General features: G+C 54.2%; 15 protein-coding genes and 2 pseudogenes. 5 read left to right on the plus strand and 12 right to left on the minus strand.

Annotated elements, in window-relative coordinates:
* Nucleotides 1-36: 36 nt before the first annotated feature.
* Together ASC96_RS23080 and ASC96_RS23090 are read left to right on the plus strand one after the other, a co-directional pair.
* A pseudogene (locus ASC96_RS23080) lies at nucleotides 37-465 on the plus strand (ISNCY family transposase); the annotation flags it as partial.
* Nucleotides 466-1,928: 1,463 nt separating this feature from the next.
* Entirely contained in the window at nucleotides 1,929-2,147 is a 219-nt protein-coding gene (locus ASC96_RS23090; protein WP_060505424.1) for a hypothetical protein, read from the plus strand.
* A gap of 462 nt (nucleotides 2,148-2,609) precedes the next feature.
* On the opposite strand, the gene ASC96_RS23095 is transcribed toward ASC96_RS23090, so the two are convergent.
* Nucleotides 2,610-4,529 (minus strand): hypothetical protein, encoded by a 1,920-nt coding sequence (locus ASC96_RS23095; protein ID WP_156397708.1) that lies wholly within the window; start codon nucleotides 4,527-4,529, stop codon nucleotides 2,610-2,612.
* 621 nt (nucleotides 4,530-5,150) lie between these two features.
* On the opposite strand from ASC96_RS23095, the gene ASC96_RS23100 reads away from it, so the two are divergent.
* Entirely contained in the window at nucleotides 5,151-5,342 is a 192-nt protein-coding gene (locus tag ASC96_RS23100; protein WP_060505426.1) for a hypothetical protein, read from the plus strand.
* Between the two features lie 90 nt (nucleotides 5,343-5,432).
* Here the strand turns inward: ASC96_RS23100 and ASC96_RS34460 are convergent, their stop codons facing one another.
* From ASC96_RS34460 to ASC96_RS23120, 4 genes are all read right to left on the minus strand, one after another.
* Nucleotides 5,433-6,134 carry a hypothetical protein gene (locus tag ASC96_RS34460; RefSeq protein WP_348270822.1) on the minus strand — a complete coding sequence of 234 codons (702 nt, stop codon included), beginning with the start codon at nucleotides 6,132-6,134 and terminating at the stop codon, nucleotides 5,433-5,435.
* Nucleotides 6,088-6,702, minus strand: a complete 615-nt coding sequence (locus tag ASC96_RS34465; RefSeq protein WP_347360133.1) for a hypothetical protein — start codon at nucleotides 6,700-6,702, stop codon at nucleotides 6,088-6,090. Before ASC96_RS34465 ends, ASC96_RS34460 begins: the two co-directional genes overlap by 47 nt.
* 72 nt (nucleotides 6,703-6,774) lie before the next feature.
* Nucleotides 6,775-7,617 carry a hypothetical protein gene (locus tag ASC96_RS23115; RefSeq protein WP_060505428.1) on the minus strand — a complete coding sequence of 281 codons (843 nt, stop codon included), beginning with the start codon at nucleotides 7,615-7,617 and terminating at the stop codon, nucleotides 6,775-6,777.
* A 76-nt stretch (nucleotides 7,618-7,693) separates the two neighbouring features.
* On the minus strand, nucleotides 7,694-8,050 hold the full coding sequence (locus tag ASC96_RS23120) for a hypothetical protein (RefSeq protein ID WP_060505429.1): 357 nt from the start codon (nucleotides 8,048-8,050) through the stop codon (nucleotides 7,694-7,696).
* Between the two features lie 93 nt (nucleotides 8,051-8,143).
* Between ASC96_RS23120 and ASC96_RS23125 the strand changes: the two genes are divergently transcribed.
* Complete coding sequence (locus tag ASC96_RS23125; protein WP_060505430.1) at nucleotides 8,144-8,695, plus strand: hypothetical protein; 552 nt, start codon at nucleotides 8,144-8,146, stop codon at nucleotides 8,693-8,695.
* 8 nt (nucleotides 8,696-8,703) lie between these two features.
* On the opposite strand, the gene ASC96_RS23130 is transcribed toward ASC96_RS23125, so the two are convergent.
* The 6 genes and pseudogenes from ASC96_RS23130 to ASC96_RS23145 all read right to left on the minus strand — a co-directional run bounded on the left by ASC96_RS23130 (nucleotide 8,704) and on the right by ASC96_RS23145 (nucleotide 11,573).
* Nucleotides 8,704-9,198, minus strand: a complete 495-nt coding sequence (locus tag ASC96_RS23130) for a DnaT-like ssDNA-binding protein (protein WP_060505431.1) — start codon at nucleotides 9,196-9,198, stop codon at nucleotides 8,704-8,706.
* A gap of 144 nt (nucleotides 9,199-9,342) precedes the next feature.
* The gene (locus tag ASC96_RS23135) at nucleotides 9,343-9,639 is read right to left on the minus strand and encodes a hypothetical protein (protein ID WP_060505432.1); all 297 of its coding nucleotides are present in this window, start codon (nucleotides 9,637-9,639) and stop codon (nucleotides 9,343-9,345) included.
* 2 nt (nucleotides 9,640-9,641) lie between these two features.
* Nucleotides 9,642-9,725: pseudogene (locus ASC96_RS32205) on the minus strand (major capsid family protein); the annotation flags it as partial.
* 78 nt (nucleotides 9,726-9,803) lie between these two features.
* Nucleotides 9,804-10,352 (minus strand): phage terminase large subunit, encoded by a 549-nt coding sequence (gene terL, locus ASC96_RS34085; protein WP_347360132.1) that lies wholly within the window; start codon nucleotides 10,350-10,352, stop codon nucleotides 9,804-9,806.
* 71 nt (nucleotides 10,353-10,423) lie between these two features.
* The gene (locus ASC96_RS34090) at nucleotides 10,424-11,059 is read right to left on the minus strand and encodes a terminase family protein (RefSeq protein ID WP_244482272.1); all 636 of its coding nucleotides are present in this window, start codon (nucleotides 11,057-11,059) and stop codon (nucleotides 10,424-10,426) included.
* Nucleotides 11,060-11,108: 49 nt separating this feature from the next.
* Complete coding sequence (locus tag ASC96_RS23145; protein ID WP_060505433.1) at nucleotides 11,109-11,573, minus strand: DUF2280 domain-containing protein; 465 nt, start codon at nucleotides 11,571-11,573, stop codon at nucleotides 11,109-11,111.
* 59 nt (nucleotides 11,574-11,632) lie between these two features.
* On the opposite strand from ASC96_RS23145, the gene ASC96_RS23150 reads away from it, so the two are divergent.
* Entirely contained in the window at nucleotides 11,633-11,923 is a 291-nt protein-coding gene (locus ASC96_RS23150) for a hypothetical protein (protein WP_060505434.1), read from the plus strand.
* Here the strand turns inward: ASC96_RS23150 and ASC96_RS23155 are convergent.
* Complete coding sequence (locus tag ASC96_RS23155) at nucleotides 11,920-12,549, minus strand: putative metallopeptidase (RefSeq protein ID WP_060505435.1); 630 nt, start codon at nucleotides 12,547-12,549, stop codon at nucleotides 11,920-11,922. The two genes, ASC96_RS23150 and ASC96_RS23155, sit on opposite strands and share 4 nt — an antisense overlap.
* Between the last annotated feature and the right edge of the window lie 378 nt (nucleotides 12,550-12,927).

Genomic DNA, 12,927 nt, shown 5'->3' on the forward strand with positions numbered 1-12,927 from the left:
CACTCCCCGGGGTTTTGATGACCTGGGCGATTGCGGATGGGATTGATTGCGATGAGTGAGCGTGATCTGCAGCGGATCAGGAAGACCTGTGCGGCGTCGATCCGGCACAAGACGATCGGCCGGCCGTCAAACAGCCGGATCGGCGATGGGGTTCGCGATTATGCTGTGGCTCTCATTCGAGAGCGCTATGCGGACTTTGGTCCAACCTTGGTGGCCGAGAAGCTTGCCGAGCGCGATGGGCTAACGGTGTCGCGCGAGACCTTGCGGCAATGGATGACGCAGGCCGACCTGTGGCTGTCGTGCAAGCAGCGACGGACGTTCCATCAGCCACGATTGCGGCGCGAGGCCTATGGCGAACTGGTGCAGATCGGTGACGAGCATCGTTGGTTTGAGGATCGCGGTGACCCCTGTTCATTGCTGGTGTTCATCGATGATGCGACTGGCAAGCTCTTGCATCTTCGCTTTGCTGGCTCGGAGAAGCGGTGTGCAACTTTACCCTTTGAGAGATTTTGTTTTTGCCATGCAACAGAACGAACCCGTCACCGGATCCGGTGACGGGTTCTAAATCGCCTCGCAATATAGGTCGTTGAAAAGTCGCTTAATACATAAAGTGGAAAACACTTCCGCAATCAACGCCGTTCCGGTTTCGGCCAAGGTAACAGCATTCATAAATTAGCCTGACCTTATTTAAATGTCCATTCACCATTGCCTAAAACATGAAAGGCGCCGTGATTGCGGCACGGCGCAGTGATGACATTGCGCCGTGCCGCAAATGTTCTCCGCCAATCCTTATCCAAAGGCTGTACGCCAAGCTCCTTATGTCGGAATTGTCTCTTCAAACGCCCGGGGGTACAAAACGGCGTTGGCCTTGAACGCCATAGGGGCATGGCAGTTTGGCATATCTCGTAGCGCCATGCCCCGCCCAAGCTCTTGCTGATACTGAAGATTGTCCTCGGCTGAAAAAGCCAAACCGAGGGAAACAACTGGCAGCACCGTGCGGATTTTCTACGCCTACATTGCGATATGCGCTGTTCTGAGTGGCTTCGCTCTTTGGAGCCTGTTCCTGCTCGTCTCGCCGCCGGAACAAGCTGCACGGCCAACAGCGGGATTTTCCAATTCGGATTCGGTCGGCAAGCCAAACAAAGGCGCGCGAAACTCGTGCGCGATCGGCGGCATATGCCCCTGAAGACTGACGCCGGGTCTGTTTGCGCCATCCGGCGAAGGGTAAGGTTCGGGAAAACGTCCCTTGATGAAGGACAGCCCGGATGTGATGGATCGAAGACAACCTCTCAATTGTGCCAGCTAGAGGTTAAAACTCAGTCCAACCTTGATGTCCTGGGTTTTTAGCTCGGTCGGCTTTCGAAAAAAAACTGCCAAATCCGAGTGTTGCATATCTGGCGTCACCAAAATCGGTATACCGGTACTCAATTCGGCTGTTGATCCGATCTGTGCGACGCCCATGCCGACTGTCGATCCCACCTGCACCTTGGAGCCCGCGACAACGGCCCTGTCCGGTCGTTGCCGCGATGATCGGATCAATGAGGCAAGGTTTGCAACTTCTTTGAAGTCGGTGGATCATATTTTGCCGACCGTCCAGGAGCATTCAAACCGGCCTGTTTGAAGATTTGATCATGACCACCAATCCCGAACCCTGCCCGGTCTGCGGGCAACCGAAATGAGCTATAACGATGCGCATATGATGGTTATAATTCGGCTCGGACAGCGCGAATCCTAGTCCGAATGGATGATGGTCACTCATCGTTCGACTTAAATGAATGTGGCAATGTTTCACCGCTTGCCGAAATATGCTATCCTGTTTCTACACATTGAGTACGCATCCCGCAGTGGACTGCCCCGTGGCCAGCGTCTTGCAGCGTCTGCTCACCCGTTGAACTCAAGTGCTGAAAAGCGCGGTGGAGGAGAATGCAATGCATTACAGCGTGCAGTTTTTCACCTGGACCCCTAAGCAGGGCGTCCATCAGGTCGGGTCGACTATTGAAATCGATGCGGTCAGTCCGAAACTGGCCGCCGTGTCGCTGCTGGGGCTACGGCTGGACGAGACCGGTGTAGCCAAGAAACTTGCGGTGCGCGTCTGGAATACGCCAGATGACAGCAAGGCCGATTGTGCCTGCTTCTATTATCATTAAAGCAAATTGCTGCCCTACCCCACGATAGGCTGCCATGGAGAGCGGATAGGCTTCCAGCCGTCTATTGTCAATTGACGTGTGCCTTGTCGCTAAAGAGCGGCGGGTATGTTTGTTCTAACTCTAGGCGGATCGCTATTCCGACGCCGCGCGATCCTTTGGGAACCAAAGAAAAGGCTGCGTTCTTCCTGATATAATTTCAAATCTGTGGGAGATTTGGAGGCCTCGCCCGGGGTCGAGCAAATCAGCAATTTCAATATCTTGCCGGCGGATATTGCCACACTTGGCAGAAATAATTTCCTTTGATAATCAAAAGCGACTGCCACACCCAGCCACACCCAAGAGTATGTTTAGGCTTTGCTTAATTCCTTGCCTGGCTGGGCATCTGGCCCGATTATCTCTGGTCTCATCTCCCCGTTGATATGTTGACCTGGGCGCCGAAGCGACGGGTGCAGCGGCAAGCCGCTACAGTTTTAAGCAGGCTTTTAGTTTTTTCTCGTAATCGGTCGAAGGCTCCGGCGTGTTTAAGCCGCATGCGAAAAGAATAAAGGGGTCAAGCCGCCTACCGTTTTGTAACCCCAACTTCGTTTCCAGCGTCTCCAGCTTCCCTAACATATCGAGCCCAGACCACAGATATTGAAGATACTGCGCGTTTACATGAACTCTAACCGCCGCGTTGGAAGCAAATTCGTTATATAGGCCGTATTTTTCAACGAGCTTTACAACATAATCGATGCTGTTGGGGCTTGAAGCTTCTGAGCACCCGCTCCGGAAGTAACGGGCTGCTGTTGCCTCTGACGTTGCTGCAAGCCGCGCATCATGCATGGCATAAGCCAGGCGATTGAGGGCAATTGACCTCGGCGTCGAAAAAACATCGTTGGCTAGAATAGGTAGATTGATAATTTCGGTTGCGATACCTGAACCTTCAAATGCCGGTCCTGTGTCAGCTCCATAGACCGTTAATATTTGGCCACTTGATGCCCTTGCAAACTCCATCGCGTGACGAAGTTCGTGAAGTATAGTGCTGTAGTGTTCATATAGTGTGCGTGAAGTACCAATACCTATATTGATATTTCCAGGGTATGTTGTGGTAGAGTTGGACGAAGTTGTAACTTTAATACTTATTCCATGGTAAAAATTTTTTGGATTATTAGGATAATAGTTATAGTTTTTGGCCACCCAATCCTTTGTCTTTTCGAACATGTCGTTTATTTTATCGATATCTTCTTTGCGAATTTGCTCGTCGGGTTGATAGCCGCCGATCTCAACGACATCCTCCCTCCACGCAGCATCCCATTTATCCCGCAATGATTTACCGGAGTTTGCGTCAATAACTTCGAGCATCGCTGGGATTATATCCTTGTAGGCACCGAAAGCTGACGATTGCCGCAGCGCCTCCTTTATTGTCTGCCGATCTTGCAAGCTGAAATCTGCAGGATCGGGAAAGACGAGATCCAGGGCGGTGGAGGCGGAGTCGCGAAACTGAAGGGTTCGATCCGCGATGTATTCGCCAACTTTCTCATTATAAGATTCCAATGACGAGCTTTGATCATTGTTAAATTGCTGATCGGCCGAAAATGCTGTCCAAACCAGCTCGCGATCACCCTCTGTATAAATTGTGCATTTCTTTTTTGAGTCCGGTGATGCCTCTATTCGTTCTATCCACCAATTTTTAAATAATATCATAGCTTTAGCGGTGTCGTTGACTGCAGGGTCTCCCACCAACTTTGCAACAAATGAAGGGTTCGTCACATTGCAATATTTTTTTGCTGAGTTCCATGTACCGACATCTTGCCATTTGAGCGGCATGTTGTTTAGAAATATTGCGTTCGCATCTAGTAATACCTCATCATCATTCTGGTATATCTCTGGACGCTTTTGCTCTAGCTGATACCCTCCGAGAATATCATAGTTCCGGATCATCAATTGGCAGGCGCTGTCATTGTCAGCCCCTCCCCAGCTATCCCCAGTAAATGCGCCTGCTGAATAGGCGCGCATTTTGTAAAGAGCTTCTTCTCTGAAATGAATCTCAGTGGGACTGAGATCGTCATTTGCCAAGCCTCGCAATTCATCTGCAACTTTGAGGGAATAATCTTTAATGTCCGCGTAGGACTTTCTCTCGGGAAGTCTAATTGAGCCAAAAGGTGACGTACCGTCCCAGTCAAGGTTCTCAACTGCGCCGCGGGGGTATCGTAGTGTCGCTCGCTTCGCGGCATACTCTGCGAGGTATGCTTTTTTCAAAGCTTGCCCGAGGTCCTGATTTTTTATCGTTGAGAGCGGGTTTGAAGCACCCGCCGCGGAGGTGAATCTGGCCAGAAAGCGATTGATGTTCAAGTTCATCGCAGCCGTAGGGCATCGCAGCAGGTTTTTTTCTTTCGAGGCCAAGCACTTGCGTCCCATTCGGAACTAAAGTGCGATAGTCGGGTTTCAGCAAGTACTGAAAGTTGAGATTGCGTTTGCTTCGGCAGATCATCCCATCGAGTATCGATGGGCAAAGGCTTCAGTAGTTTAGAAATTATCGTCCCGTCGGAAGCTGGTGTTGGATGCAGTTTTTTGTATTGACAGTCTTGCGATGCGAATGTTGGTGAAGCAAGCAGAACGACTGATACTGCGGTTACAAGGACTGTAAATGTACGCATGGCTCCCCCTCCTTCTGGATATTAGCATCTAGTATCTACGCAAGGGCGAACAGGTTGCAACGTTTTTCGTTGCGACACGCAATGGTTTGTTCTCGTTTGAACCGGCGCCTACGAACCCAGCAATCGCGGGAGTGGTGAGAGAGACATGACGGACTATGTAGGCCTTGCGCTGTCATCATCCTTATGATCGCCGCCCTAGCTGCGATTCTGGTTTCCCTAGCCATGCAAACCGTACAACTTTTCGGATGGGGTTGACTCTCTTTATGTTGAGAACATAATGAGAACTCTTGCGTCGGATGCGGAACGCCGATCTGAAAATCCATGCACGTTTGATCCATTGCTCGGGCACTGTGGAAGAGGGAAAGCTATGCCTACCATCAGCGCCGCAGCGCACGATATCCAATATCCTGGCCAAGTTGACGATATTGCCGCCGCCCTCGCCTTCCACCATGGTGACGTGCGTGCCACCGGAGCCTTGCTGGCAGATATCAAGTTTCTGAAGGAACAGCTGGCCATCACTCAGGTTGGGATGAGCATAGGCTTCGCCCCGTACTCTTGATGGCCTGCGTAAGCGGCCGTGTAGCCGAAATACAGGTCGTCTTCTAACGAGGCACCCGCAATGACCGCCTCGATGATCCCGAAATCGAACTTATAGGTTCGGCCCTCGACCGGCTTGGCACCAGAATGGATGCTCGGCATTGTTGCCGTCGAGGCCATCAGCGATTGCTGCAAAAAACCTGCCGCGAACGGCATCCGTCCACCTTCGATGTCGAGGGGCTGCATTTCCTTCACCCACATCGGCGGCGTTCTGGTTCCGCACGGCCTCGATGGCTTCCGGTAACTTTCCCGCGAAGTTGGCAACGGCGGCTGCAAATGACAGCGCAGCCATTAGGCAGCTCGTGCCCGATAACGGCGCAGGCCAGCCGCAATATAGTCGATGTCGTATTCCAACCCGGCACTTGCAGCCGATCTTGTGCCTTGCCGGCGCCTTCGGATCGTGAGGATACATCAGCATCGTTCCGTCTGGTGCTACGAATGGGATGTCGAGCGGTACGGCATTCTGTGTGGCCATCTGAACATGCTGCATACGTGGGTGTTCAGAGCCCGAATGCTTCCACTTCTTTGTCACATCTTGAGCGGTGATCTTCCCCGCCTCGATCTGTTGTCGGATCGCGTTGTCGCGCACGGAAAATAGGGCGGTGCGCGTTTCCTCAAGCCTGATCATCTCGCCGCGGAGCAACAGGTTTTTGTCGGACAGGCGCATGACGATCTTGCGCGCAATTTCCGCGTCGACAGGCTTCCCCTCACGAATGGCTCTGGCCACAGTTCGGTCGAACCGCTTTAAGGTCAACGTACTTGCTCATGGCCACCGGATCGCCGGACAAGAGGTTTTCCTTTGCTCTGGCGATGAATTCCACCTGTCGGCTCGTAAGGCCGATATAGCCGCCTTCCCGTCTACCGGTGATCCGGTTGAGCGTGCCGACAACGTCCAATGCCGTTTTCGTTGGGTTCTGGCCCTTGGACAGCCCCGCCTCGAAGCCCATGCGAAGGGCCTCCCGTTGATCATCAGTAATATTGGAGACCAGAGTAGCCGATTGCTCGCGGATAAGTCGCTCGGCTTCTGAGTTTCGCACTCCGAACTGGAAGAGTACCCGCATTCCGTCCGGTGAGATCAAGAAAGGCAGGCTCTGCGCCATGTTGATGCCGCCGGCGTTGAACGCTTCTCGAAGGGACAGTTCCAACGCCGCGAAAGCCTCTGGCTCAAACTGTAGGGCAGCCACCGTGCTGGCAATATCGCCGCGCTCCAATCGGTCTGCGATCGCCTTGAGCACGATGGAGGATTTGGTCGTCTCGATGGCTTCGCGAAACGCTGCGGCAACCTTTGGCTCATACTGGGCAAGAAGCTTGTCAAAGGTCATAATTCCCTACCTGTCATGAAAAAAAAGCCCGCCGAAGCGAGCCGTTTGTAGGTTTCAACTTCGGTATTCCAACTACGCTGGAAGCAGGTAATTGCACACAATCTCGGGCCGCCCACTTGTTTTTACGGTGGCTGCCTTTGTAGCACGATACACAGCGAGATAGTTTTGGAGGGCAGGTACGGCAAGCATTTCCGGACGAGATAGTTGCTGCTCGACAAATCCTGAAACGGTGTTGCCGCAATCCCAAGATCCGTACTTAAGTTCAGCCAATGAAATTTCTAGCAGTACTCCGAGCGGAGCCAATGCATAATCCGCGCGACCCGTATTATATCTCTTCCATGCCACGGTAAGAGCATTCCTGTAATGCTCACGAGCTTTCAAAATTCCAGTAATTCCATCCCGCCCCAATGTATTAGCGGCTAATCCGATGTAAACCTCTTGAGGCTCAAGGTTCTCTCTGTCCGCAGCGACAAGAGCTGACTTATAAAATCTCTGACCATCGTCAAATTTACCAATCACAGTAGCCATTTGAGCCAATGTTAAATTCTCAAGATAACTAGACCCATTAAGCACATAGTCAGGATATCGGCCAATCTTATCGAGCTGATAACTAATTTGTACCTGGCTGATTGTCGTCATCATGATGCCCGATTGGCCGCCAATGGACGATTGAGACTGCGCGAACTCCTTATAAACACGTGTCATTTCGCCTATGGCAACTTTTAGGCCCTCTTCCATTTCTAACTGACTGCTGAAATATGCACGCCATAGTTCACTTGGAAACGTCCAGGAAACGGAAATTATCAATGCTAAAACACCGCAAACATTCGCAGTGCCGTTCCATGTGGCCTTAATACGTTCCTTTACGCTGGCCTTTGCAGTCAGGCCCTTGTCATCTGCACCATTGTTTTCCATTGCGCCCCCGCACCAAATTTGATGGATGGACCAATAGATACGCAATTTCCCGCATTACGCGAGTGTTTGCTGGAAATTATATTCGACCCTGAGCAACGAAGACGACGTTGGTCACGCCGTCGAAATTGTAGGGATCGATGTTCACGATCTGGTAACCTTTGCCCCCGACCGTCGCGATGTCGTCAACCTGGGGCGTGATCGCTAGCCCAACCGCTGAGATGTAGATTTGCACGTCGCCGGTCTTGATCAGTGTCCCGTCGATGTTTCTGGCTTCGTATGCCATCGGCACCAGCGTGGCCGGATACGCTGTTTCCAACGGATCGCCGCCGTTCACCTGGTCTGGTGGGACAATGCGCGTCACGGTGCCTTGCAGGCCAAACTTTTCGATGAGCCGAGCTGCTGTGTCTCGCGCTTTCGAATAGTTGAATTTCATCGCGTACCTCTCCGGTAGTATTAGGTTGGGCTAAAATATAGCAGCAACGATTGGCTGCACTGTGGTATGCTCTCCGTAACCAGGGAGGGAACGATGAAACTGTCGACTTCTGTACTCACTGCTATAGTGCTTGTTCTCCAGCCCACGCTTGCTATGGCCGGGGAGCAATTTGCGACGGTTGAAGCAAGTACCTTGTCGAATAATCAGATTGTCACGGGGTCGCTCTACTCCAGTGAAATCGATAAGGCGCAAGACGGAACCTATGTCGTTCACGGGTATATGGTTGGTTCAGGGCGCACCATGGAGGTGGAAGCTCGGATCCCTGAAGGAGGAATAGAGGTCCCGAAACAAGGCCTGACAGTAAATGGTGCGTCGCTCACCCAGCTCCATTCCTATGAATTCAATACTTTGCAAACGAGAATTACAAAGAGCTTTTACAAGGTGGATGGTGCTGCATCTGGGGCAATCACAGTTACCGATGACCCTCTACCCATTATCGGTTGGCTTGTTATCGCGGGCGTTACGATGATACTTGTTCCGGCTGTCGTTTGCTTGGAGCAGGAAAACAAAAAACTGCTGATTAAGGTAGGGCTCAACTCAGACAACCGTCCCGAGGCCGGGCTTGAGTGTGTGCCTGCAACGTAAAGCGGTCATCAGACCACCAGCATCCCCGGCAGGATCGGGATGAGGAACGGCCAGAGCAGCCCCTCGATGGTGGTGACGACCGGCGTTGCCATGGCGACGAGATCGGCAATGTTCGTCGACGAAGATACCGAATACTCGACCTCAAGCTGCCCGATCTTCTCGCGCTTCACCGTTGCGGATCCGGTCACAACCGGCGACAGGCTGCCCGGGTTGGTCAATTCGAGGAAAGCCGCCTCATAGCTGGCGTTGACTATGGCAACCGGGATTTCACCGGTCGGGATCGCTTCGCCATAAAAGGTGGAAGCTCCTGTCCTTCCCCATGCCCGTTCCTGCTCGTACCCACCGGTGCGCGTGCCAGAGAAGAACCGCTCATACCGATCGATCACCAGCGAACCGCGCTGACAGGCCGCCGTGATGTCTGCCTCTTGGGTGCCATCGGGAATGACATAGCCGGCAGCCTCGGCATAGGCGGTAAGGCCTGCATTGTCGCCATATCCAGCCATGTCTCATCCTTGCACTGTATATTAGGTAATTACAAATCATTGAAAGGCAAAGTTCTCGGGCATGGAACTACCGGCAGATGAGTTTTGAGTACTGCCGGGACTTGAGGGCTCGCCAACCTTCTCTTTCAAGCGAGCCCTCTTCTTTCAGGCCAGCTTTGCGTCGATCAGTTCTTTCAGCTTCTCAGTGCTGATGTTCTTCGGATATTCCAACCCAAGTTCGGCTGCCTGCTTCTTGAGATCGTCCCGCTCCGAGAGCTTCGGATCGTCGTCTTCAACGCCGGTCACGATGAGATGTTCGGCGTTGATCCAAGCAACGACGACGGGATGATCCCTCACGGTATCCCAATCGGCCTGCTCAACATCGAGCGAGGACTTCCCGGCAATGACCGGGCCGCCGGGGATGCCAAAGCCGCCCGGCCGGGTGTTTTCGAGTTTGACCATGATCAGATCCCATCCAGATAGCGAACGGCACCCGGGCGGCGGATTTCGACGCCGCCGAGACGGAAGATGCCAGGCACCTCGAACTTCAACAAGCGGCGCTCCGCCTGTAGGTGCTCGCATTCAGCAGCGCGTTGAATGCGCGGCTCGTGCTGTCAGCGTCGTCGTCATGCTTGGCTTCCGGAAAGCACTTCTAGTGCCGCGAACCACGCGTTGTTCCAGGGAGCGCGCAAGATCACCACGTTCCCCGCTTCCGCCTGAGCGGAGAACGGGCTGAACCGCGTGATCTTGTCTCCTGATTCCGGAGTTGCTCGTACATTAAAGCCGGAAAGCATCTTCGTCAGGTTGGTGACCTGCGACTTGCCTGCCTGCCCCGGGTCCTGTGGCAGCGATATCTGCGTTTCGATCCCGTCGGCGTCGGCCGTATTCTTTATCAGCCGCTCGACGCCGGACGGCGACAGGAAGTCCGTGACGTGATGGCCAACGATATAACTGCCGTCCGGCAACTTGCCGATCTTCGTGCCGGCCGTTGCGTCCGGATCATTCCCTTCGATTTTCGGCGTAGAAGCCAAGTCCCACCCGCGCATCCACCGGACACCAGCTGGCACCGTATCGACAACCCGGCACCATCCGCGCTGGAACAGCAGGCCAGCAGCGGGCCGAATTTTCCAGTTGCCGCCAAGGAGTCGTTCCCGCTCGACCGTGGGCAGCGCCATGAGGCTGGCAAGGTAGCTTGGGTCTGCCGCCATAAGCGCGCGGTTGTCGCTGAGCTTGGCCGGGATGAACGTTACCGACTTTGGCGGGATCGGCGCTTCAATGCCGTCCTCATTCGGCGCGGTGTAGTGGGCAAGCTCCTCCGGGTGCTCCCCCAGATGATGGCGTCACCGATACGGACGAACCAGCGAAGCACGCCGGCACGCGACGGGATTGGTAGGCCCGTATCCTGATCGATCCACCAGGCGATGAACTCGGCGACCCAGCTGTCCGCATCTGGGTTGCATGTCGCCCTGATGTAGGGCTTCACCCCACTCATCGAGCGGTTACGCGAAACCATGTACCAGAACTGCTTGGCGCTGAAATGCGTCAGCTCGTCGAAGCAGATGAGCGGGATCTGCGAGCCCTGCCAGTTTAGGACGGTCTTGTCATGCTCGAGGTGAGCGAACGAGACCGATGCTCCGGATGGGAAGTTCCACTGCAGCACATGCTCTTTCGGAGCCGCGCCGATTGCGGGGTAGAGCTTCTCGCTCTCATCCCAAAGGCCACCCTCGTTTCGAACTTGCACTGTGGATCGCCGGAAGAACACGGCGCCGAACTGCGAATTGGCCACATGGCGCAGCGGTTCCATGAGTAGTGCCCACGTCTTGCCGCCGCCGGCCGAACCACCATAGATCGCAATATCGGCCGCTGACGCCAGAAAGGCCATCTGTGGCCCCGGTTGCGGCCGGATGATTGTCTGGGCTGCCGCGCCCTTCTCAGTTCCTGCCATTGTCGGGCAACTGGAAGATCGTCACCGGCGACACTGGCACCGGCAAATCCTTTCCGTCCTTCCCTGTCAGTTCGCGGCGGTTCGTGTAGCTTCCGCCTACTTCCTCTGCAGCCTGCTTAAGAAGCGACGACGCGAGCACCATGTTACCGCTGTTCTCAGCCTTGTCTGCCATGCGCTGCAATGCGCGGAGACGAACGGCCCGATGGCTGATGGCGATGGACGCCGTGTCTTCGAGGAAGGTCTTCCGGGTCTCTTCGAACAAGGCTCGCCACTTAGGCGCCAGACCGGAAGCCGCTTTCTTATTCGGATCGTGGCTTTCGACCAGCTGACGGCTGGCCTCGACGCCAAACTCCTTCTTGACTGCTGTCGACACGATCGACGCGCTATCAAAGCACGCCAGCGCCTGCACGATGTAGGTCTTGACCTCATCGGAGAGTTTTGCTTTTGCCATAGCTGTGTCAAAGTCCGGTCAAGGTGGGCAAGCCATTTGTGGCCGCCGGTGGAGTACCAATGAAGAGCCGATCGGAAATCATCGAGCTGCCGGAACGGCATGAGGTTTTGTCGAAGCTGACGGACTTGATCAACGGAGCGTGTTCCCCTGCCGAAGCTTCTGATTGGGCAAATCGTTGGGTACTTGCTGATCACGACCCAATCGTTGACGTCAGGATTGACGACCGAGCGGTTTGGGATGCCCTCATGCAGATGAGTGGTGCCGACCTGTATGGAGGCGACCGCGAATTTCTCCACGACCACGTGGACTATCAGGCGTGGCTCGACCAACTGCGCAATGGATTCGCCTAGGCCACCCGAAGCAGGCATGTCCCGCATGAATGCTCGATATGAGCGCGGGCAATCTCGGGCGGCCGGTTGGCTGCATCCACCATAGCACGAACGCCAGCGGCATCTGCCCCATACCGACGGACAACGCCGACGAACTGCTCTACGTCGTGTCCTCTAATCGTGAACACCGGCTGGCCTGTCATCTTGTTGAACTTGGGAGCGCCGAAAGCATCGACGTCCTGGGCGGCGTGGTAAAGCTCATGCTCGACCAGCGCCATGAACTCGGCATCGCCGCACTCCTGGCAGTATTCAGCATCAAGCGTGATGATGAAGTCCGGAACGGAGCCGAACCACTCGACGACCTGTTGCTCTGCTCGGGCCTTGGACCACTTGCCCATCGCGCCCTGAGGTGATCCGGTCTCGCACTGGCCTATCACCCGCTTGCCCTTGCGGTTGTTCTCAACCACGGTCCAGAGGTAGCCGATATGGGCATTAGCAAGATGCTCGTGCTCTGGATTGGCAACAGGTGACGACGGGTCAAAGAATGTCGCCTCTACCCACTCGCTGACGTCAGGCGCCGGAGCGAACGATTTGAAACCGTCGAGGCCAAACATAGTTTCCGGGGGATATGGGCGCTGGGAGTTCATTCACCCACCATTCAACCTATGATACTTATAGACGTGTTTATTTGTGTTTGGTCGCTATCACTGTGAACAACGTGGATAAGTGGCGATTATCTTGGCTGATACTGACACTCGCCGGGATCGCTATTGCAACTCAGGGTCGTTCATCGTTCCATTCTGATGCAACCAGAAAGGGATAGATGCATGCTTTATAATGACCCCAAGTACTTTCAGCAGATAGACCACCAAAACTTCCACGAGGAACGGTCGCCCGGTTGGATATCCCCTGACTCAGCGATTTATGGGTGCGTTCACTGCGGGGACGAGATTGCTGCCAACAAAGGCAATCCTCTACCACCTCAGAATCATCACCAACACAACCCGCCAGCGCCGATACGATGG

Source organism: Rhizobium sp. Root1204 (assembly GCF_001424965.1).
Lineage (GTDB): Bacteria > Pseudomonadota > Alphaproteobacteria > Rhizobiales > Rhizobiaceae > Pararhizobium.